We start from the raw sequence: 21,463 nt of genomic DNA on the forward strand, positions 1-21,463 counted from the left end.
GGGCCGGGGCGGTGCGGGTCCTCAGACCGCGCGGTGGTACTGCTCGGGCGTGCGGAGTTCACCGCCCAGTTCGCGGGCCGCGTCCTGGGCCCACGACGGGCTGCGCAGCAGTTCGCGCCCGAGTAGGACGGCGTCGGCCCGCCCCTCGTTGAGGATCTTCTCGGCCTGCTGCGGCTCGGTGATCAGGCCCACTGCCGCGACCGGCAGCGTGGTCTCGGCCCTGACCCGCTCGGCGAAGGGAACCTGGTAGCCCGGCCCGGTCTCGATTCGGGCGCGCGGGGCGTTTCCGCCGCTGGAGACATCCAGCAGGTCGACCCCGTGGGCCTGGAGGAGTGCGGCCAGCCGTACGGTCTCGTCGGCGGTCCAGCCCTCGCGGTCGTCCTCGTCGTTCTCCGTGAGCCAGTCCGTCGCGGAGATCCGGAAGAAGACGGGCAGCTCCTCCGGCCAGACCTCGCGTACCGCGTCCACGACCTCCAGGGCGAGGCGGGTGCGGTTCTCGAAGCTGCCGCCGTACTCGTCGGTGCGGTGGTTGCTGTGCGGGGAGAGGAACTGCCCGATGAGGTATCCATGGGCACCATGCACCTCGGCGACCTGGAACCCGGCGTCGACGGCGCGGCGCGCGGCCTCGCGGAACCGGTCGACGATTTCCCGGATCCCGTCCACGGTCAGCTCGTGCGGCACGGGGTGGCCGTCATCGAACGGCAGCGGGCTGGGGGCGACGGGCGTCCAGCCGTGCGCCTCCGGCCCGACCGGGTCGCCGCCCAGCCAGGGGGCCGCCGTGGAACCCTTGCGACCGGCGTGCGCGAGCTGGATGCCGGCGACGGACCCCTGCCCCTTGATGAACGCCGTGATCCGGCGGAGGGCGGCGGCCTGGGTGTCGTTCCAGATGCCGAGGTCGCCGGGGCTGATCCGGCCCTCGGGGCTGACGGCCGTCGCCTCGGTGAGGATGAGCCCGGTGCCGCCGATGGCGCGCGCCGCGAGATGGGCGAAGTGCCAGTCGGTCGCGACGCCCTGGTCCGGCCCGTCCGGTGCGGCGCTGTACTGGCACATGGGCGCCATCCAGACCCGGTTGGGGATGACGAGCGACCGCAGGGTGTAGGGCTCGAAGAGGGCACTCACGTCGGACTCCGTTTCGACGGGTACGGAAGGATCGCTAGTACGATACATCCCGTAGTACGACACCCGTCAAATTACGATGGGTCTCGTACAACCCGGAGCGTGATGTCGGCGTCCGCGTCATAGCCCTGGGTCCAGCTGCGCCCGGCACCCGACTTCCAGGTGACATGGACGGTGGCGCCGTCGACCCTGACGTCGTCCACCGTCATGGCCCGGTCACCGTCCCGTACGTCCCCTCGGCGCAGCTCACGCGCCTTGACGGTGACGGGCTCCGCCGTCCGCGCACTGTCGGCCTCGTCCGCCGCGAGGGCGAGCGCTGCCGCCAGCTCCCGGGCCCGGGCGGGGGTGCAGACCAGCGACAGCTCACCCGAGGGCGCCTCGGCCCTGATCCCGACCCGCACTCCGACAGGGTTCACCGCCAGGGTTGCCGCATGCCCGTCGGTGTCCTCGATCCCGCTCGTCATCGCTCCACGCTTCCTTTCGCCCGGCCGGCAGTTTCCTTCCCCCCCGCAGATTGTCCCCTCCGTCCCACCGGTGCGGCCCTGCCGCCCGCCCGGTACGGCTCGAAGCTCTCCGGGCGGGCGGCACCGCCGGCGTCAGGCGCCCTGCGGCTCGGCCACGACGACGTAGAACGTCACGGCGGCCAGGAAGGGGCCGTCGGTGAGGTGGTCCAGCCAGCGTCGCGCCGCTTCCCCGGTGAAGTATCCGGCGTCCACGGCGCGGCGCGTGGTCCGCTCCAGGCCGAGAATCCGGTCGGCGGCCCGGGCATCCCGGAAGACGGGGGTGAACGGGACGACCTCCGGCACCGCGAATCCCGCATCCGCCGCCAACCGGGCGAGCCGGCTGCCGACCCGGGCGTTGCGCACGGCTTCGTCCGTGACGTACCGGGTGTAGGCGCGCGACAGACCGCCGTCGGGATGGTCGACCGTGAGGGTCTCCCAGTCCGGCTCGGCCATCACGAGCCGCCCGCCCGGCCGCAGCACACGCCGGGCCTCGCCGAGCGCTCGGACAGGATCGGCGACGTGCTGGAGAACCCGGTCCGTGCGGGCCCGGTCGACGCTGTGGTCCGGCAGCGGCAGCTCGTGGATGTCACCGACCCGAACGGTCACATTGCTCCGCCCGGCGGTGCGGTCCCCGGCGACATCGACCGCGGCCGGGTCGTGGTCGACGCCGATCACCGTGCCGGTCGCGGTGACGGCCTCGGCGAGCGTGCCGAGGTCGGTGCCCGGGCCGCAGCCGAGGTCGACCACCGTCTCGCCCGGACGGATCGCGAGCTCGTCGAGCATGCGCTTCTTGTACGAACGGCCCAGCTCGGTCGCGGCGACCCGGTCGAGATAGACGAACGCGTCGGGCGTGGCGGTCTCGAACACTGATGAGGTCATGGCCGCCAGTCAAACAAATCCGCCGGACCGGGGGTTCCTTCGGGCGGTTCTCGAATCCCGCCGGTGTCGTCGCTCACCGCGTCACGCGATACGGCTATTGCGTTGCGGGCCGCCCGGGGGCCTGCGTACCGTCACCGGCCATGACCACCCCTGCCCTGCACACCGCACGCCTGCGCCTGGTGCCGTACACGCCGGACGACGAGGAGGACTTCGTCGCGCTCTTCCAGGACACCCTGGTCTCCCGCTGGTTGGGGGAAGGACCGCAGGCCGAGGCGGAGGACCGCGCCCTGTTCGGACGGATCTTCAGCAAGGTGTACGCACAGGACCTGTTCGATGTCTGGGCGGTCCGGCACGAGGACCGGTTCGTCGGCCACGCGGAGATCAAGCCCTCCACCGGCGTGGGCGGCCACGAGATCGTCTACGCCCTGGCCGCCACGGCGTGGGGGCAGGGATTCGGCACGGAGATCGCGCAGGCGCTGACCGGTTACGGGTTCGACACGCTCGGGCTCAACGAGGTGCACGCCACGGTGGCCGCCGACAACACCGCCTCGCTGGCGCTGCTGGGCCGGATCGGTTTCCGGCATGTACGGGACACGGTGGAGGACGACGGCAGCACGACCCGGGTGCTGACCCGATCCGCAGAGTCCGACGCCGCCGGGGCCGGTCAGCCGCGGTAGACGTCCAGACGGCCGCACATGCCGAACTTTCCGTGCGCGGAGGGCTGTTCGGCGTGCACGCAGGCGTCGGCCAGGTAGCCGCCGTCGCCGCGCGCCACGGCGTCGAGCTGGGCGCCGGTCACCTCGGAGGCGGCGGCGGCCCCCCGCTCCCAGCGCCCACGCCAGTCCTCGGCTTTCGGGCGTACGAGCGCGGCGGCGGCCCGGTGGAACGCGGCGAGCGGCTCGGGGTCGCCCGCCTCGGTGGCCCGGCGCAGGGCGAGGAAGCCCTCTATGGCGAGATCACGGCGGGCGCGGGCCGCCCGTTCCTGATCCGCCTCCGAGCCGTCGACCGGCAGGGCGACCGACGCCCGGTAGACCTCGGGGTCCACCAGCCGGTCCGGCGGCAGGGTGAGTACGGCGTCGCCCGCCTCCGGCAGCCCGCTGTTCTCCATGAGGACGACGATGCGCAGCCCGTCCTCGTTGACGAGCCGGTGGATCGTGCCCGGTGTGAACCACACCAGCGCGCCCGGCGCCAACGGCGTCTGCCGGAACCCCGAGGCGGTGAGGGTCTGCACCGAACCCGTGCCGCCGACCACCACGTACCCCTCGGAGCAGGTGAGGTGGAGATGGGGCGTCCCGCCGCGCAGCCCGTCCGCGGTGGGCCAGTCGTACACCCGCAGGTGGGACACGGCTACGGCGCCGGGCAGCCCTTCGAAGGTCGGCACAGCTGCTCCTCGGTCTCTCCGCGATGAGGCGGCATGGGGATTCGCACGGAATTCGCATACGGCTCGGCAAGCGCTTTCCACGTCTGCTGAACCGTACCCGCGCCGGCCGGGACGCAACAGTGCAAGGTGTCAGGGCTGCCCTGCGGGCCACTGTCAGTGGTCGGGTGCACACTGGCCGATATCCGACACAACGGCGTTTCGGGAGGTTCGGCCATGACCGATGTACTGCTCACCGTGGGCACCCGCAAGGGACTCTTCATCGGCCGCAGGCGCGGCGGCACGTGGGAGTTCGACGGCCCGCATTTCAATTCCCAGGCGATCTATTCGGTCGCCATCGACACCCGCGGGCAGCTCCCACGGCTGCTGGTCGGCGGCGACAGCGCGCACTGGGGCCCCTCGGTCCTCCACTCGGACGATCTGGGCAGCACCTGGGCCGAACCACGACAACCGGCGGTGAAGTTCCCCCGGTTCACCGGGGCATCGCTGGAGCGGGTCTGGCAGCTGCATCCGGCGGGCTCCGAGGCGCCCGACGTCGTGTACGCGGGCACCGAGCCCGCCGCGCTGTTCCGTTCCGAGGACCGCGGGGAGTCGTTCCAGCTGGTCCGCCCGCTGTGGGAGCATCCGACGCGTTCGAAATGGGAGCCCGGCGGGGGCGGTGAGGGGCTGCACACCATCCTGACGGACCCGAGGGACGCCCGTGCCGTGACCGTCGCGGTCTCCACGGCCGGGGTGTTCCGCACCAAGGACGGCGGCGCGAGCTGGACCCCGTCGAACAAGGGCGTGTCCGCGGTCTTCCTCCCCGAACCGGATCCGGAGTTCGGCCAGTGCGTCCACAAGGTGGCGAGGGACGCGGTCGATCCCGACCGGCTCTATCTCCAGAACCACTGGGGAGTGTTCCGGAGTGACGACTCCGGGGACAACTGGACCGACATCGGCCGGGGCCTGCCTTCGGACTTCGGTTTCGCCGCCGCCGCGCACCCCCACCGCGCGAACACGGCGTACATCTTCCCGATCAACGCCGACGCCGACCGGGTGCCCGCCGAGCACCGCTGCCGGGTGTTCCGCACCGGCGACGCGGGCCGCACCTGGGAGCCGCTGTCGACCGGCCTGCCCGCGGAGACGCACTACGGCACGGTGCTGCGCGACGCGCTCTGTACGGACGACGCCGACCCGGCGGGGGTCTATTTCGGCAACCGCAACGGCGAGCTGTACGCGAGCGCGGACGACGGGGACAGCTGGCAGCAGCTCGCCTCCCATCTGCCGGACGTCCTGTGCGTGCGGGCGGCGGTGCTCGACGGCTGACCACCGGCAGCGGGTGCGCCCGGCCGTGCGCGCCCCGGTCTGCGGCGCGCCGACACGTGACCGCCCGGTGCCCCGGTCGGCCATGTGCCGCCACCTGGCCGGTTCCCGCCGGTCATCGGTCCAACTCGATTCCCCGAGGCAGCAGTTCCGCGCCATGTGACGCGGCCTGAGGCAACCCCCGGGCTTCGCTCTCCGTCCTCCGGGAGCGGGGGCCCCAGGAATCTCTGGGGAGTTCGAGAAGGCCGATGACCAGGAGGACCACCTTGATCCGTGTCTCGCGCACGGTTACCGCCGCGCTGGCGGTACTCACCCTGACCGTGGGATGGTCGGAGTCGGCACGCGCTTCGCCGCAGCCGGCACACACTCAGCATTCCGCCGAATCCATATCCTTCGCCTCCATATCCGCCGCCTCCCTTTCGCGGGGAGAGCCGGACGGCCGGCTTCCCGCGGGGTGGCGGGTCACCGGGACGGGAGCCGGGCAGCAGCTCGTCTGGACCTCGCCCGACCCGGTGCCCATGGGCGATGCCCGGGTCGAGTTCCATTCCGGGGACCGGCTCCTGGGCCGGCCGGTCGCCGCGCAGGACCGGCGTACGTTCCGCCTGAAGCTCGACGGCATACGCCTCGGACCGGTGGCCGGTCTCAAGGCGCTGGCGGGCGGCCGGCGGCTCGACGGGGCCGGAGCCCGTCGGTCCCCGGACGCCCGGCGAGCCGCCGGGGCGGCGAAGCCGACGGCTCCCCTTCCCGCGAACCCGGTCGACCCCGGCGTACCGGGCAAGTACCGGACCGTCAGCGGTGAGTACGCCCTGAAGTCGGTGCGGTTGCCCGGGTTCGGCGCCCCGGTGGAGATGCGCGCCGAGGTGGTGTCACCGGTCGGCGCACCGGGACGGCGGCCGCTCGCGCTGTTCCTGCACGGCCGTCATTACACGTGTTTCAACGCCAAGGGTGACCAGGGCATGTCCTGGCCCTGTGAGGCCGGCACCCGGCCGGTGCCGAGCCATCGGGGCTATCTGCGTGACCAGAAGCTCCTGGCCTCCCAGGGGTACGTCACGGTGTCCATCTCGGCCAACGGGATCAACGGGCAGGACGATGCCGCCGACGACGGCGGCGCCCAGGCGCGCTCGTCCCTGGTGCGACTGCACCTCGCCCGCTGGGCGGACTGGGCCACCCACCGGTCCTCGGCGCCCGCGGCCGTGCGTGCCGCACCGCCGGCGGACATGTCCAGGGTGCTGCTCGTCGGCCACTCCCGGGGCGGCGAGGGCGTCAACCGGGCCGCGCTCGACAGCCTCTCCCGGCCGCCCGCGGACCAGGACGGCTACCGGGGCCCGGTGCGCTGGCGCATTCGCGGCACCGTCCTGATCGGCCCGACCGTCTTCGGTCAGAACCCGGTTCCCGACGTGCCGTCCATGACCATCCTGCCGGGCTGTGACGGCGATGTGTCCGACCTCCAGGGCCAGATCTACGTCGACGGCACCCGAGGCATCAGCCGTGGCGCCGCACTGCACAGCGCGGTCTACATGGTCGGCGCCAACCACAACTTCTTCAACAGCGAATGGACGCCGGGGCAGGCGGAGGCGCCCGCCGACGACGACTTCTGGGACGGCGACACCCCGGACCCGGTGTGCACGCCGGGCAAGAAGGCCCGTCTCACCGCCACTTCGCAGCAGGCCGCCGGGGCCACGTACATCGCCGCCGCGGCCCGGCTGTTCGTCGCGGGTGACGACCGCGTACGCCCGCTGCTGGACGGTTCGGACCGGCGTGCGCCCTCGGCCGGTGCGGCCCGTGTGCTGACCCACGCGGTAGGCGGGAAGCGCACGCCCGCGTTCCTGCCGGACACCTCGATGGCCGTGACGGGCGGCCGGGTGTGCGCGCAGGTGGACCCCGATCCGGGCCGTGCCTGTCTGCCGCCCGAAGGGTCTGCCGTCTCCCCGCACTTCGCCATGTGGGAGACCGCGCGGGAGCCCGGCCGTCACGCGGTCGCGATGCGCTGGTCGAAGCCGGGCGGAGCGGTCAGGATCCGTCCCGCACGTCCGGTGTCCGTGGCGGGTGCCGATGCGCTGGCGCTCCGGTTGATCGTGCCGCCCAACACCACCGGCACCCGGCTGGACATCGCTCTCACCGACACCTCGGGCCGGCGGGCGACGCTGGGCGGCGCCCGGATCGACGGCCTGCCGGGCAGTGACCGGACCGCCTCCTACTGGGGGCGCGAGATCCGCGTACCGCTCTCCGCCGCCGTGCGGAGCAAGGTGGACCTGAAGCACGTGAAGAGCCTGGAGCTGACTCCGAGAAGCGGCTCGGGGCAGGCATGGCTGGTCGACGCCTGGGGCTGGCGCCCCGGTACGCCCGAGGTCCGGGCGGCCTCGCTGCCGCGCGTGGACATCGGCCATCTGAAGGTCGCGGAAGGTGATTCGGGGGTCCGGACCTACCGCGTTCCGGTGCGGGTCTCCGGGCACGGCAGCGGCCGGGTCAGGCTGTTCGTCACCGATCCGGGCAAGGACAAGCCCGGATACCGGACGGTGACGGTGCGTCCGGGCAGCCATGACTTCGATGTGCCGGTCGAGGTGCGGGGCAACACCCGCTTCGGTTACGACATCACGCACAGTGTGTTCGTCAAGGCGGTCCGGGGCGCGGTCGTCGGCTCCCATCTGGGCGGTCTGACCGTACAGAACGACGATGCGATGCCCACGGTCGAGGTGAAGCCGGTCGCGGACCATGTCACCGAGGGGCAGAGTCTGCGCTGGAAGATCTCGCTCTCGGCGGCCGCCGATGTCGACATGGACTCCGCCGGTTTCGAGATCCAGCCGGTCGACGCCGGGGCGGAGCTGTCCACCCTGGACGTCGACGGAACATGGCTGGGGGACACGTTCGGTGAGTCGCCCGCCCCTGCCCGGCCGCTGTCCAAGGTGTCCGAGCCGTCGTTCCTGCTCGCCGTCGTGCCCGCCGGGAAACTGAGTGCCGAGGTGGCCGTGCCCACGGTCCGTGACGGGCTGAAGGAGCCCGAGGAATCACTGCGGATGCAGCTGATGACCTTCGACGATTCCTGGGAACCGCAGAAGGGACCGGTGTTCACCGGCACGGTGCGCGACGCACCGTGAACCGGGACACCCGGCGCATGACGTAGTGGAAGTGGCACCGGCTCCGTGGAAGGGGCCGGTGCCGCTCCGCGTCATGCCTTCTAGGGCAGTTGCCAGTCGACCGGCTGGGCCCCCTGGCGCAGCAGGAGTTCATTGGTGCGGCTGAACGGGCGCGAGCCGAAGAATCCGCGGTCCGCCGACATGGGCGAGGGGTGCGCGGACTCGATCGCCGGGTAGTCGCCGAGGAACGGCCGCAGGTTACGGGCGTCGCGCCCCCACAGCACGGACACCAGCGGCTTGCCGCGTGCGGCCAGGGCCCGAATGGCCTGTTCGGTCACTTCCTCCCAGCCCTTGCCGCGGTGCGCGGCCGGCTTGCGGGGCGCCGTGGTGAGTGCCCTGTTCAGCAGCAGTACACCCTGCCGCGTCCAGGGCGTCAGGTCGCCGTTCGACGGACGCGGGAGCCCCAGATCCGTGTGGAGTTCCCGGAAGATGTTCTCCAGGCTGCCGGGCACCTGGGGAACCTCGGGGGCCACGGAGAAGCTCAGCCCCATCGCCATTCCGGGTGTCGGGTAGGGGTCCTGACCGACGATCAGGACGCGTACGTCGTCGAAGGGCTGCTGGAACGCGCGCAGAACATTCGCTCCGGCCGGCAGATAGGTGCGCCCTGCCGCCACCTCCGCACGCAGGAAATCGCCCATCGCGGCGATGCGTCCGGCCACGGGTGCGAGTGCCTCGGCCCAGCCGGGCTCGACTACTTCATTCAACGGTCGTGGTGCCACAGAACGTCACTCTACCGGCGTAAACGGTCCGCCCCCGGCCCGCACCCGGTCCGAGCTGCCGAACTCCCACCTCCCCCGGCCCGTTCTCGCACGACGGGGGGATAGGCTGCCGCCGTCATTCGTCTTCCTCCCTGGAGTCGGCCCATGAGTTCACCGCGGCGATCGCCGGTAAGCACCGGCGCCGACGCGCGTCCGGGCGGGACGCCGGCCGCATCGGGGCCGTACGTGCTCGGGGTGGACTCGGGCGGTTCGGGGCTGCGTGTGGCACTGGGCGCTGTCGGCCGGTCCGCTCCCCTGGCGACGGCGGCCTGCGACGCCCCGGTGCGGACCGGACCGGCCGGAATCGACGCGGGCCATCTGCTGGAGCAACTGCTGCCCGCCGCCCGCCGGCTGCTGGAGCGGTGCGGAGGCAAGGACAGTGCCGGAATCGATGCCGTGGCGATCGGCGCCGCCGGCATGGCGACGCTCGGCGGGCAGCTGCGCGCGGAGCTGCCGTCGGCCCTGGAGGACGCGCTCGGAGTACGGCAACTGGCTCTGGCCGCCGACGCGGTCACCGCGTACGCGGGGGCGGTCGGTCAGCGCCCGGGGGCAGTCGTCGCGGCCGGCACGGGCATGATCGCGCTGGGCACGGACCTGACGGACTGGCGCCGGGCCGACGGCTGGGGGCATCTGCTGGGCGACAGCGGCGGCGGAGCCTGGATCGGCCGGGCCGGACTCGACGCGGCCATGCGCGCCCATGACGGACGTCGCGGCGGATCCGCGGCTCTGCTGTCCCGGCTGGAGGCGGTGTTCGGGCCGGCGCCGGAGCTGCCCGGGCTGCTCTACCCGCGTACCGACCGGCCTGCCGTACTGGCCTCGTTCGCGCCGGAGGTCGCCGCGTGCGCCGGGCACGATCCGGTCGCCGCGGGCATTCTGCGCGAGGCCGCGGCACATGTCGCGGAGGCCGCCGCGGCGGTGTGCCCGGCGGCGGGGGCCGACGGCGAGCCGTGCGAAGTGGCGCTGACGGGCGGCTTGTTCCGGATGGGCGATCCGCTGCTGGTACCGCTGCGCGAGGAGCTTGCCCGGCAGCTCCCGCAGGCACGAGCGGTCCCCGGTTCGGGTGATCCATTGACCGGTGCGCTGTCCATCGCGCAAGCGCTGGCGACCGGAAATCTGCGGCTGCCCCGCCACCCGACGCTGCTCCGGGTGCCTGGTGAAGGACCTGAGCAGCAGCCAGAATAGGTGGCGACAGAGCGGGACAGTCGACCAGTAAGCCGCTCATCGGATAAAAGTGGACAGATAACGCCTGTCCGGGCCCTCCCCGAACAGAGCCCCACCCAAAACCAGTAGCATGCGGCGCCATGAGCACCCCCACTGGGCCCGCTTCCGGCCTGCCTGTACGAATGCCGCGACCTCGCCAGTCCGGACGGCACCGCCGCCCGGAGCCCGTGGTCGCACCCGAGGGCGCTGCCGCGCTCGTTCTCGCCGTTCCCGGTACCCCCTCCTCGGCCACGCGCAGTCTGGCCGAAGAGGTGATCAGCATCGCCCGTTCCGAGCTGCCCGGCCTCAACGCCCGGATCGGCTACCTCGACGGCGACGATGCCGAGTACCCGGCGCTCTCCGCCGTACTCACCCACTGCGCCGCCGAGCGTGTCGCGCGCTACGAGCAGGCGCAGGCCGCGGGCCGTGAGGTCGCCGCGCCCGAGGGGCCGTCCGCCGTCGTCGTGCCGCTGCTCGCGGGGCCGGACAGCGCCCTGATCCGGCGGATACGACAGGCCGTGATGGACAGCGGTACACAGGTCGAGCTGACCGATGTGCTCGGCCCGCACCCGCTGCTCGCCGAGGCGCTGCACGTACGGCTCTCCGAGGCCGGTCTGGCCCGCGCCGACCGTGCAAGGCTCTTCACGGTGGCCACGGCCGCCGACGGCATCGTGCTGGCCACGGTGGGCGGCGACGAGGCCGTGCAGGCCGCCGGGATCACCGGCATGCTGCTGGCCGCCCGGCTCGCGGTTCCGGTGATGGCCGCGGCGCTCGATGTCGAGGGTTCGGTCGCGTCGATCGCTGAGCAACTCACGAGCTCCGGCTCGGTGCAGCTCGCGGTGGCCCCGTACCTGGTTGGCCCGGAGGTGGCCGAGGGGCTGCTGGACGCCGCCGCGAAGGAGGCCGGTTGCTCGACGGCCGAGCCGCTCGGCGCCTACCCGGCGATCGGCAAGCTCGTGCTGTCGATGTACATGACGACGCTCGGCATCACGCCCGTGGCGCCGCAGGGCGCCCAGGCGCACTGACCCCGGCACAACGCTCCACGAATCGCCGTACGGGCCCGGTTCTCCGGGCCCGTACGGCGATCGTGCTGTGTACGGCGCGGAATCAGCCGAAGATCACACAGGACGCGGCGGGGGCGGCCAGCGAGCCCGCGCGACGCGGAATGCCGGTCTCCGGGTCGACGTCGAACCAGCTGACGTCGCCGGACCGCTCATTGGCCGCGTACAGCCGGCCGCCGGTGGGGTCGAGTGCGAGGTCGCGGGGCCAGTGCCCGCCGCAGTCCACGGTCGTGACCAGGGTCGCCTTCTCGCCTGCCTCGTCGAGCGCCAGGACCGAGATGCTGTCCTGCCCCCGATTGGCGGTCCAGAGGAACCGTCCGTCGTGCGAGACGACCACCTCGGAGGGGTACGTCGCCGGGTCGTCGCCGTCCGCCGGCCGCTCGGGCAGTACGGGAGTCTCCCCCACGGGTTCCAGGACGCCCGCGGCGGCGTTCCACCGGCACGTGGTGACGGTCGGTTCGAGTTCGTTCAGGACGTAGGCGTGGCCGCCCGCGGGGTGGAAGGCCAGGTGGCGCGGGCCGGTGCCCGGCCGCAGGGCCGTCTCGCCGTGCTGCCGCAGCGCCCCGGTCGTCGTGTCGAGCGCGCAGATCCGTACGGAGTCGGTCCCGAGGTCCACGCTGAGCACCCAGTTCCCCGACGGGTCCGGCAGCACCTGGTGGGCGTGCGGGCCCCGCTGCCGGTCGGCGTCGGGGCCGCTGCCTTCGTGCTGGGACACGGAGGCGACCTGGCCGAGGGAACCGTCCGCGAGGACGGGCAGGACGCTCACGCTGCCGGAGTTGTAGTTGGCGGTGAGCAGATGGCCGCCCGCGAGCGCGAGATGGGTCGGGCCGTCGCCGTCCACCGGCCGGACAGCGCCGAGCGGCCGCGGCACATCGCCGGTGATGTCCAGTGCGGCTGCCGCACCGGGCTCGGTCTCGCTGACCGCGTAGAGCGCGCCACCGCCCGGCCCCGGCCCGTGGCCCAGGGCGAGGAATGAAGGATCGGGGACCGCGTCCGTGGCGCCGAGGACGGTCAGCGCCCCGGTCTCCCGGTCCACGGCGGCGACGGTGATTCCCCGCCCTCCCGCCGAGGTGAACGACCCGATGAATGCCCGTACCGTGCCGTCGTCGCTGCCCACCGCACTGTCCATCACCGCAATGCCCCTCTCCGCCGACCGATCATGACGGCCCGTGCCGTCGTGATCTTCCGGGGCGACGGTAGCAGTCAGCCACCAGGTCCAGACCAGCGCCTCGGCCATCGGCCATGCCGTCGGGGCGGTTTCACCTGGTGTGATGCGCCAGAAAAGGCGGTCCTAAGACCGACCGGCAATAGGCGCCCGTGAGGTGGCAGGGTCATCAGAACGGCCACGAGTCCACGTGATCACGGAGTTCTCTACGCTCAGCCAAGGGATGGCCTGGCCGCGCTGCCATCTTGCTTGCTTGAACTCTCCCAGCTAGCCACTCACTCAACACGGCGCGGCGCGTGGTACGCCGTCCGCTCACGCGTGACTCGCGCATTCCGGTACCCCGACCGGCGCTACTCGCGGTGTTCACCGGGAGATACAAGTCCGGTCTCGTAGGCGAGGACGACAGCCTGTGCACGGTCGCGCAGGGCGAGCTTGGCGAAGATGCGGGCGACGTGGGTTTTGACGGTGGCTTCGCTGAGGGTCAGTTCCTGGGCGAGTTCGGCGTTGGAGAGGCCCCGGCCCATCAGGGTAAGAACCTCCAGCTCACGGGGGGTGAGCTGGGCGAGGTCGCGGTGGATCGCTGGCGCTGCGGCATCACCGCCCACGCTGTGCCTGGGTTCGCCGGGGGCGAAGCGCTCTACCAGGCGGCGCGTGATCGTGGGGGCGAGGAGGGCATCGCCGGTGTCGACGAGACGGACGGCGGCGGCGAGGTGTGCGGGGGTGACGTCCTTGAGAAGGAAACCGCTCGCTCCAAGGGCCAGCGCGGAGTAGACGTAGTGGTCGAGGTCGAAGGTGGTCAGCATGATCACCCGGCAGTCCGGGTTCTCCGCCAGGATGAGCCGGGCCGCCTGCAGGCCGTCCAGGTTCGGCATCCTGATGTCCATCAGCACGACGTCGGGCCGCAGGCTGCGGGCCAACGCCACGGCTTCGGCCCCGTCGGCCGCATCGCCCACCACATCGATCCCTCGTGAGGTGAGGATCAGGCGGAACCCGGTACGGATCAGCTCCTGGTCGTCGGCGATGAGCACGCGCGGGGGTGGGTCCACCGTGGGGGCCGTCACGCCCGGTCCAGCGGGATACGTGCTCGGACCCGGTACCCGCCGCCGAGTCGTCGTCGGGCGTCCAGATCGCCGCCGTACACGGCGACCCGTTCCCTGAGCCCCAGCAGCCCGCGCCCGGTTCCGTCCCTGCGGTCCGTGCCCGACGGCCTGGTCGCGGATCCTCCGCCGGACAGCACGCTGGGCCCGCTGTTCAGCACCTCTACCCGCAGATAGTTGTCCGCGTACCGCACGGTCACCTCGGCCTTTCCCCCGTCGCCGTACTTGAGCGCATTGGTCAGTGCCTCCTGCACGATCCGGTACGCGGTCGTGTCGATCCCGGCCGGGAGCGAGTGAGGCTTCCCGGAGATCCGGACCTCCACGGGCAATCCGGCGAACGCGATCCGGTCGATCAGTGGACTGAGCCGGCCGAGGCCGGGCTGCGGGGTCAGGTCGGCCTCGTCCTCGCCGCTCTGCGACGGAGCGAGCAGGCCGAGCAGATGCCGCAGCTCGGTCATCGCGTCCCGGCCGGCGCCCTCGACCGCCACCAGGGCCTCGGCGGCCGCGTCGGGCATGGTGGTCAGCACCTCGCGCGCGGCACCCGCCTGGACCACCATCAGACTCACGTTGTGGCTGACGATGTCGTGCAGTTCCTGGGCGATCCGGGCGCGCTCGGCGTCGACGGCGGTCCGGGCCGCGTTCTCCCGTTCCCGCTCCAGAAGCCGGCCCCGGTCGTCGATCGCCTTCCTGTGCAGGCGCCGGGCCCGGACGAGCGCGGCGCCGAGCCATCCAGCGGCAGCGCACGCCACCGCCAGAGCGGCGGTCAGCCGGTCCGTTCCCGAATCCCACATGGTGATCACCATGCAGCACCACGCCGCCCGCCGCATCATCCCCGGGATCCAACGCCCTACATCTCTGGGATGACGAGGCCGACGGGATACCTCAGCAGGCTGATGTTTCGACCCGAGACGCTGCGCTTAGCTTCCTGCCATGAGCGGCAGCAGCGAGGAACAAGAACAAGTGGTCGTGCACCTCGACGGCGTGCGCAAGGAGTACGGCGACTCGGTCGCTCTGGACGATGTCTCCCTGCAGATCCGGGCCGGGGAAGCGGTAGCGGTGATGGGTCCTTCGGGCTGCGGCAAGTCCACCTTGCTCAACATGGTCGCCGGTCTCGACCGTCCGACCTCCGGGTCGGTCGTCGTACACGGCGAGGATCTGGGGAAGTTGAACGAGACCGGGCTGGCGCTGTTCCGGCGGCGGCAGGTCGGCATGATCTTCCAGTTCTTCAATCTCATCGACGACTTGCCGGCGTTGGACAACGTGGCGCTGGCCGCACAGCTGACTGGGACGTCGGCCCGGCAGGCGCGCCGCCGTGCACTGGAACTCCTCGACGAACTCGGCGTGGCTGACCGCAAGGATGTCTATCCGGCTGCGCTGAGCGGTGGCGAGCGCCAGCGGGTTGCGGTGGCACGGGCGCTGATGAACCGTCCGGCCCTGCTGCTGGCCGACGAGCCGACCGGCGCGCTGGACAGCCGCTCCGGCGAGCAGGTGATGGACCTGCTGATCGACCTCAACCAGATCGGCCAGACCCTGCTCATCGTCACCCATGACCCGCATCTGGCCACCCGGTGCGCCAGCCGCCTGATCGAGGTCACCGACGGCCGGGTGGCCCGCGAGAGCGCATTGGAGCGGGCCGTATGAGCGCCGTGTGGCGGGCCTCGCGCGCGGCCGTCAAGCGCCGCAGGGTCCAGACGTTCGTCATCGGACTCGTCGTCCTGTGCTCCACAACGACGATCCTGCTCGCGCTGTCGGTGCTCAATGCCGCCTCGTCTCCTTTCGACAGCGCCTTCGCCCGCCAACGCGGCGCCCATGTGGTGGCGACCTTCGATGCCTCGAAGACCAAGGACACGCACCTGGAACAGACGGTCCGGCAGCCGGGTGTCCAGGCTGCCGCCGGACCCTTCGGCCAGGCCGTCATCGAGATCCCCAAGGGATGGCTGTGGATGTCGGCCGGTCCCCTGACCGTGGTGGGCCGGGCCGGTCCGGCAGGCCCGGTGGACCGCGTCGACCTCCTGGCCGGCCGCTGGGCCACTGCCCCGGGTGAGATCGTCGTCAACTCGCCTGTCGGCGGCAATCCCTCGCGTCTGCTGGGAACGAGGCTCGACATCCCCGGTGTCCCGCCGCTCACCGTCGTCGGCTTCGCCACCAGCATGAGCAAGTCCGCCGGAGCCTGGGTATCACCCGAGCAGATGACCGCCCTGCGCCCGACCGGTTTCCAGATGCTCTACCGCTTCACGTCGGCCTCGACGGACGGGCAGATTCGCGCCGGCCTGGCAACGGTCACCGCCGGACAGCCGGCGGACTCGCTGACCGCTGCCCAGTCCTACCTCACCCTCAAGCAGGCCTTCTCCGCATCGGCCGATTCCTATATCCCATTCATGACGATGTTCGGCGTGCTCGGCCTCCTGGTCTCGGCATTGATCGTCGGCAACGTGGTCAGCGGAGCGGTCGTCTCCGGTTACCGGCACATCGGCGTGCTCAAGGCCCTTGGCTTCACACCGAACCAGGTGGTCGCGGTCTACCTCGCGATGGTCTCCGCTCCCGCGGTCGTGGGCTGCGTCCTGGGCACGGTGCTCGGCACCCTGCTGGAGCAACCCATCCTCAGCGTCGCGTTCTCCGGAATCGAAACCGGCACCGCCACCATCGCCACCAGCCCCTGGGTGCCCGTCGCCTGCCTGCTGGCCATGCCCACCCTCGTCGTCGCCGCCGCGCTGATCCCCGCGCTGCGCGCACACCGGCTTTCCGCGGCAGAGGCGATCAGCGCGGGCAGCGTGCCGCGGACCGGGCGCGGACTGCGCGTTCAACGCAGGCTCAGCGGAACCCGGCTGCCGCGCTCCGTGAGCCTGGGCCTGGGCCAGCCGTTCACCCGCCCGGGTCGCGCCATGATGACGATGTCGGCCGTCGTCCTCGGGGTCACCACCGTGACTCTGACGACCGGCCTGGCCGGCAGCATGGTGGCGGCCGGGAAAGCGGGCAAGCACAGCGGGGTCGCGCTGGTCGACGTACAGGTGGGCACGCCCGCACCTGGCCGACACGTGCCGAAGCTGGATGACAGCCGGATCGAAGCACGGCTGCGATCCCTTCCCGGAGCGGACCGCGTGACCGCTCGCGCGCTCACCAAGGTGCACCTCGCGGGCACCACGAACACCGTATTCGTCAACTTCTACCGCGGGGACGCTCCGGCCGAGGCTGAGCAGATCGTCAAGGGACACTGGCCGAGCGGACCGGGTGAGGTCGCCGGTGGGCCGTCGTTCCTGAAACAGCACGGGCTCAAGGTCGGTGACCGGACGACCATGCATCTGAACGGCAGGCAGACCGATGTCACCGTCGTCGGCGAAGTCATGCTGGGCAACGCCCAGGCCATGGACTCCAACTGGCAGACCGCGGCCGAGCTCGCCCCGGACACGAGCGCCGTTGAATACACGGTCCGGCTCGCCCCCCATGCCGATGCCCAGTCCTACGTCCGGGGGGTCGAGGAGGCCGGCCCAGGCCTCTACCCGTCGCTGAGGAGCGAGTCGCCGGATGCCGCCACCACTACCGTCGTCGGCTTCTCATCGGCGTTCACGCTGCTGCTGACCATCGTCGCGGCGCTCGGCGTCTTCAACACCGTCCTGCTGAACACCAGGGAGCGGCGCCGCGACCTGGCCATGCTCAAATCGATCGGGATGACGCCGCGCCAGGTCGTGGCGATGACAGTGACGTCCGTGGCGGGACTGGGCGCGGTCGGCGGCCTGATCGGCATCCCCCTCGGGATGGCCGGACACCGGCTGCTCGTGGACCATGCCGGAGTGCTCACCTTCCCGGAGTCCATGAAGGACGTCTGGCACGCGCCGCAACTGGCCGCCCTGACCCTGGTGGGCGTCGCGATCGCCGTCCTCGGCGCACTGGTCCCGGCTCGCTCGGCGGCACGCCTCACCATCGCCGAGGTGCTGCGCAACGAGTGAACCCCGCCCCGACCCAAAGCAAGGCCTGATCAAGTCTCCCGGAAGGCCAACGACGCGCCAGCCGCCAGGCCGCTAACAGAGCCGCCCCTCGACGGCCACTGAACCAGTCAGGTTTCGGACGTAGATGCTCTATCTCTGATGTCCTCAAGAGGATCTGGAAATGATCAACATTGAGAAAGCCTCAGTGATCACGAAGGACAGCCGTGCCCGTACTGCCGTCTTGCCTGCTCGAACCCCTCTGGAACGAGTTCGTAGCGCTCTTGCCCGCTCTGGGAGAGTCTGCCGCGGTGGGATCAGCGTCCCACCACACGCCGCCTCAAGTGATCCATTTGCCGGTCGGTCTAAGTCTGCAGGCCGTTTCCATGTCGCATCGAGGCCCTCGTGCTGTCGAAGTCCCGCTGTCCGCTGAGGAGCGTGCGGAGTTGCTGCGCTGACGGGTGGCGGGGCGCCGGCCCATGTGGCGGAGCGGCCACGGCTCACGCCGGCTTGTGCGGACGGGGCGTCAAGTACCGCTGTGAAGGCGGACTTTGGGGTGTCCGTGGAGACGGTGCGCAAGTGGCGTTCGCGGTTCGTGGCCCGGCGGATGGCGGGTTTGGCGGATGAGCCGCGGCCGGGCCGGCGCATGCCGGACCTGGTGCTCAGCGAAGCCGAGCGGGCAGAGCTGACGCGCTGGGCGCGGCGGGCGAAGACCGCGCAGTTCCTGGCCCTGCGCGCGAAGATCGTGCTGCGGTGCGCGGAGGGCGGGACGAACAAGGAGGTCGTGGCCGAACTCGGCGTCGCCGACGCGACGGTGAACCGCTGGCACTCCAGGTTGGCGAAGCGCAGCGGGCTGTCGAAATCGACCGTCGGGCGGATCTGGAAGAGGTTCGACCTCAAGCCCCACCTGCAGGACTCCTTCAAACTGTCCACCGGCCCGCAGTTCGTCGCCAAGGTCGTCGACGTCGTCGGCCTCTACCACCATCCGCCGGAGAAGGCAGTGGTTCTCTGCGTCGACGAGAAGACCCGGATCCGGGCACTGGACCGCTCGCAGCCGGTACTGCCGATGATGCCGGGCATGCCCGAACGCCGCACCCACTACTACTGCCGGCGCGGGATCACCAGCCCGTTCGCCGCCTTCAACACCGCCGACGGCACTGTCATATCGGTACTGCAACCTCGCCATCGCACCATCGAGTTCAAGAAGTTCCTGATCCGGATCGACAAGGCCGTGCCCACCGGACTCGACGTCCACCTGGTCTGTGACAATTACGTCACCCACAACACCGCCGAGATCAAGACGTGGCTGGGTGAACACCCCCGCTTCCACGTCCACTTCACCCCGACCGGCTCGTCCTGGACGAACCAGGTCGAGCGCTGGTTCGGCCTGCTGACCGGCAAACTCATCCGCCGCGCCGTCCACACCTCCGTGACAGCCCTGGAGAAGGACATCACCGCCTGGATCGAAACCTGGAACGAGAACCCGAAGCCGTTCACCTGGACCAAGACCGCCGACGAGATCCTGAACTCCCTCGCCGACTGCCTCACAAAGATCGCACCGCCTGGCACCAGGACTAACCAGCCGCTTCCACCTCGAAATTTCCGGCGCATCGCACTAGTAGGGCTTTGTTAGGTGGTGTCGTAGGTCTGCCATGGGGTGGGTTGTCGGCAGGTGGGGCAGGTCCCGGTCCAGGTGGCTAACAGGTGTTGGAGGAGGGCGAGGGCCTGGTAGAGGGTCAGGCCCTGGCAGGGACTTTTGGGCAGGACCTCTGTTCGGTCAGGAAGAGGTGGGCGGCGGTGACGAGGGTGACGTGGCGGTGCCAGCCGGTGAACGAGCGGCCCTCGAAGTGGTCGAGTCCGAGAGTGGTCTTCAGCTCGCGGTAGTCGTGCTCGATGCGCCACCGCAGCTTCGCGAGCCGGACCAGGTCCCGGGCCGGGATGTCGGCCGGCAGGTTGGAGATCCAGTACTTGACCGGCTCGTTCTCTCCTTCGGGCCACTGGGCGATCAGCCATCGAGGACCGATGACTCCGTCTGGGGCGGGTTTCGGGCGGCGGCCGGCGAGGCGGACACGCAGAAAGACGAAGCGGGCGGACATGGCAGCCTTCGATCCCTTGCGCCAGGTAATCGCGACCGCGCTGCTGCGTCCTGCGGCCACGACATGTTCGCGCAGGCTGACCGGACGGGTGCGGTAGCGGGGCAGCGGGCGCGGCCCGAGCCCGCCGTAAGGCGGCTGATACGGCACGGCCGACTCGGTGTGGGCGGTCATCTCGCCCTTGACCTGCAGTGTGTAGGCCAGACCGCGGTCTTCCAGGCCGTGGCGGAAGTCGGCGTTCGCCCCGTATCCGGTGTCCGCGACCAGCACCGCGGGCCGCAGGCCGACCGTGGCCAGTTCGTCGAGCATGTCCAGCGCGAGCTGCCACTTCGGCCGGTGATGCTCGCCCTCGGGGATCCGGCAGCGGGCCCGCCGGTCCGCAGCCTCCGGCTGGTCCCAGCTGCCGGGCAGGAACAGCCGCCAGGACAGGGGGCAGGACGCGGTGTCGGACGCCGCATGGACACTGACCCCTATCTGGCAGTTCCCGACCTTGCCCAGGGTGCCGGAGTACTGCCTGGCCACCCCGGGCGAGGACGTTCCGTCTTTCGGAAAACCGGTGTCGTCCACCACCCACACCTGCGGCCGCACCACCGCCACCGCCCGACGGGCCAACCTGATGCGAACCGTGTCCACCGGCCAGGTCGACGACGTCATGAACTGCTGCAACTGCTGATGGTCCACACCCAGACGCCCGGCCATCGGCTGCATCGACTTCCGACGCCCGTCCAGCAGCAGACCCCGCAGGTAAAGGCCGCCCTTCACTCGCTGGTCAGCACGCGCCAAAGGCGCGAACACCTCCCCAGCAAACTCCTCCAACCGGCCCCGACACACGGCGAGTTCATCCACCCTCATACCATCAGGAAACCACCAGAAAGGCCCCTTGCCCAGAGACGTAACAAAGCCCTACTAGGTTCTGTCTCTCCGATCATGATCGGAGCCAGATGATCGGTGCAGCGGCGGTTACGGTGCCGAGGTAGATGTATCCGCGCTTGTCGTAGCGGGTGGCTACGGCCCGGAACTGTTTCAGCTTGTTGATCGCCCGCTCGACGGCGTTGCGCTTCTTGTACCGCTCCTTGTCGAAACCCGGTGGCCGCCCGCCGTGTGAACCCCGCCGCAGGCGGGCCGCCTTGTGGTCCTTCTTCTCAGGGATCACGTGCCGGATGCCGCGCCGACGCAGGTAGGCGCGCGCCCTTCGGTTGCTGTATGCCTTGTCGGCTGCGACGCTGCCCGGGGTGCAGCGTGGGCGCCCCGGACCGGTGCGTGGGACGCGGATCTTCTCAACGACGGGTTCGAACTGCGTGCAGTCCGCCCGCTGTCCGGGTGTGATCAGCACCGACAGCGGGCGGCATCGGCCCTCCGCGCTCAGGTGGACCTTGGTGGTGAATCCGCCACGCGAGCGCCCCGGCTGCTCCCCCGCCGCACCCCCCAAATCCAGTAGGGGCTCCGGGTTCTGCACCGCCGGGATCCGAAGCGATCTCCGCGGAGCCCTCCCCTGAGGGCCTGGTCGGGGCGGGCGGAGCCGCCTTCGGCGCTCCTGCGGCGTGCTGGTGGGCGCGCATCACGCTGGAGTGAGACGTCCCGGTCGATGCCGCCCTCGGCGTCGACCTGGGCTTGGACATGCTGCAGCAGCCTGTTCCAGGTGCCGTCGGCCGACCGCAGCGCGTGCCGTTTGTGGACGGTCTGCCACGGTCCGAAGCGTTCTGGCAGCTCACGCCACTGCACCCCGGTGCCCAGCCTGTGGATGATGCCGTTGATCACCTGACGGTGATCCCTCCACCGGCCGCACCGGTTGTTGCTCACCGGCAGCAGTGGCTGCAGCGGAGCCCACTCATCGTCTGTCAGGTCCCCTCTGCTGAT

Annotated in this window: 17 protein-coding genes and 1 pseudogene; 8 read left to right on the forward strand and 10 right to left on the reverse strand. The window is 70.9% G+C overall.

Translation table 11 applies throughout. The features are described 5' to 3' along the window. Nucleotides 1-21 precede the first annotated feature (21 nt). The 3 genes from ACFVH0_RS14825 to ACFVH0_RS14835 form a co-directional block, all read right to left on the reverse strand. Complete coding sequence (locus ACFVH0_RS14825) at nucleotides 22-1,119, reverse strand: NADH:flavin oxidoreductase/NADH oxidase (protein ID WP_385820089.1); 1,098 nt, start codon at nucleotides 1,117-1,119, stop codon at nucleotides 22-24. 71 nt (nucleotides 1,120-1,190) lie between these two features. Further along, entirely contained in the window at nucleotides 1,191-1,580 is a 390-nt protein-coding gene (locus ACFVH0_RS14830; RefSeq protein ID WP_385820091.1) for a hypothetical protein, read from the reverse strand. 132 nt (nucleotides 1,581-1,712) lie between these two features. Next, complete coding sequence (locus ACFVH0_RS14835; protein ID WP_385820093.1) at nucleotides 1,713-2,498, reverse strand: methyltransferase domain-containing protein; 786 nt, start codon at nucleotides 2,496-2,498, stop codon at nucleotides 1,713-1,715. A 140-nt stretch (nucleotides 2,499-2,638) separates the two neighbouring features. Here ACFVH0_RS14835 and ACFVH0_RS14840 point away from each other — a divergent pair, with 140 nt between their 5' ends. Beyond that, nucleotides 2,639-3,175, forward strand: coding sequence for a GNAT family N-acetyltransferase (locus ACFVH0_RS14840; RefSeq protein WP_385820095.1), 537 nt, complete (start codon nucleotides 2,639-2,641; stop codon nucleotides 3,173-3,175). On the opposite strand, the gene ACFVH0_RS14845 is transcribed toward ACFVH0_RS14840, so the two are convergent. Further along, a complete protein-coding gene (locus ACFVH0_RS14845; RefSeq protein ID WP_385820097.1) occupies nucleotides 3,163-3,879 on the reverse strand; it encodes a cupin domain-containing protein in 717 nt (238 codons plus the stop codon). The genes ACFVH0_RS14840 and ACFVH0_RS14845 overlap by 13 nt on opposite strands. 213 nt (nucleotides 3,880-4,092) lie before the next feature. On the opposite strand from ACFVH0_RS14845, the gene ACFVH0_RS14850 reads away from it, so the two are divergent. Both ACFVH0_RS14850 and ACFVH0_RS14855 read left to right on the forward strand, forming a co-directional pair. Then, nucleotides 4,093-5,181 carry a WD40/YVTN/BNR-like repeat-containing protein gene (locus ACFVH0_RS14850; protein WP_385820099.1) on the forward strand — a complete coding sequence of 363 codons (1,089 nt, stop codon included), beginning with the start codon at nucleotides 4,093-4,095 and terminating at the stop codon, nucleotides 5,179-5,181. 245 nt (nucleotides 5,182-5,426) lie between these two features. Continuing rightward, nucleotides 5,427-8,273 carry a hypothetical protein gene (locus ACFVH0_RS14855; RefSeq protein ID WP_385820101.1) on the forward strand — a complete coding sequence of 949 codons (2,847 nt, stop codon included), beginning with the start codon at nucleotides 5,427-5,429 and terminating at the stop codon, nucleotides 8,271-8,273. Nucleotides 8,274-8,353: 80 nt separating this feature from the next. Here ACFVH0_RS14855 and ACFVH0_RS14860 read toward each other — a convergent pair whose 3' ends face one another. Then, the gene (locus tag ACFVH0_RS14860; RefSeq protein WP_385820103.1) at nucleotides 8,354-9,031 is read right to left on the reverse strand and encodes a uracil-DNA glycosylase; all 678 of its coding nucleotides are present in this window, start codon (nucleotides 9,029-9,031) and stop codon (nucleotides 8,354-8,356) included. 144 nt (nucleotides 9,032-9,175) lie between these two features. Here ACFVH0_RS14860 and ACFVH0_RS14865 point away from each other — a divergent pair, with 144 nt between their 5' ends. Continuing rightward, entirely contained in the window at nucleotides 9,176-10,252 is a 1,077-nt protein-coding gene (locus ACFVH0_RS14865) for an N-acetylglucosamine kinase (protein WP_385820105.1), read from the forward strand. Nucleotides 10,253-10,371: 119 nt separating this feature from the next. After that, nucleotides 10,372-11,295 carry a sirohydrochlorin chelatase gene (locus tag ACFVH0_RS14870; RefSeq protein ID WP_385820107.1) on the forward strand — a complete coding sequence of 308 codons (924 nt, stop codon included), beginning with the start codon at nucleotides 10,372-10,374 and terminating at the stop codon, nucleotides 11,293-11,295. An 82-nt stretch (nucleotides 11,296-11,377) separates the two neighbouring features. Here ACFVH0_RS14870 and ACFVH0_RS14875 read toward each other — a convergent pair whose 3' ends face one another. From ACFVH0_RS14875 to ACFVH0_RS14885, 3 genes are all read right to left on the reverse strand, one after another. After that, on the reverse strand, nucleotides 11,378-12,460 hold the full coding sequence (locus tag ACFVH0_RS14875; protein ID WP_385820109.1) for a lactonase family protein: 1,083 nt from the start codon (nucleotides 12,458-12,460) through the stop codon (nucleotides 11,378-11,380). Between the two features lie 386 nt (nucleotides 12,461-12,846). Continuing rightward, nucleotides 12,847-13,542: a response regulator gene (locus ACFVH0_RS14880; RefSeq protein WP_385820294.1), complete on the reverse strand. Its 696-nt coding sequence runs from the start codon at nucleotides 13,540-13,542 to the stop codon at nucleotides 12,847-12,849. Nucleotides 13,543-13,553: 11 nt separating this feature from the next. Further along, nucleotides 13,554-14,384 carry a sensor histidine kinase gene (locus ACFVH0_RS14885; protein ID WP_385820111.1) on the reverse strand — a complete coding sequence of 277 codons (831 nt, stop codon included), beginning with the start codon at nucleotides 14,382-14,384 and terminating at the stop codon, nucleotides 13,554-13,556. A 139-nt stretch (nucleotides 14,385-14,523) separates the two neighbouring features. Between ACFVH0_RS14885 and ACFVH0_RS14890 the strand changes: the two genes are divergently transcribed. The 3 genes from ACFVH0_RS14890 (at nucleotide 14,524) to ACFVH0_RS14900 (ending at nucleotide 19,146) form a co-directional block, all read left to right on the forward strand. After that, a complete protein-coding gene (locus tag ACFVH0_RS14890) occupies nucleotides 14,524-15,234 on the forward strand; it encodes an ABC transporter ATP-binding protein (RefSeq protein WP_385820113.1) in 711 nt (236 codons plus the stop codon). Beyond that, nucleotides 15,231-17,537 carry an ABC transporter permease gene (locus ACFVH0_RS14895; protein WP_385820115.1) on the forward strand — a complete coding sequence of 769 codons (2,307 nt, stop codon included), beginning with the start codon at nucleotides 15,231-15,233 and terminating at the stop codon, nucleotides 17,535-17,537. The genes ACFVH0_RS14890 and ACFVH0_RS14895 overlap by 4 nt, the downstream gene beginning before the upstream one ends. A gap of 592 nt (nucleotides 17,538-18,129) precedes the next feature. Next, on the forward strand, nucleotides 18,130-19,146 hold the full coding sequence (locus ACFVH0_RS14900) for an IS630 family transposase (RefSeq protein ID WP_385820117.1): 1,017 nt from the start codon (nucleotides 18,130-18,132) through the stop codon (nucleotides 19,144-19,146). Nucleotides 19,147-19,249: 103 nt separating this feature from the next. Here the strand turns inward: ACFVH0_RS14900 and ACFVH0_RS14905 are convergent, their stop codons facing one another. Next, nucleotides 19,250-20,458: an IS701 family transposase gene (locus tag ACFVH0_RS14905; RefSeq protein WP_385820119.1), complete on the reverse strand. Its 1,209-nt coding sequence runs from the start codon at nucleotides 20,456-20,458 to the stop codon at nucleotides 19,250-19,252. A gap of 73 nt (nucleotides 20,459-20,531) precedes the next feature. After that, a pseudogene (locus ACFVH0_RS14910) lies at nucleotides 20,532-21,463 on the reverse strand (IS5 family transposase).

The organism is Streptomyces sp. NPDC127117 (genome assembly GCF_042677325.1).
In the GTDB taxonomy this organism is placed as follows: Bacteria; Actinomycetota; Actinomycetes; order Streptomycetales; family Streptomycetaceae; genus Streptomyces.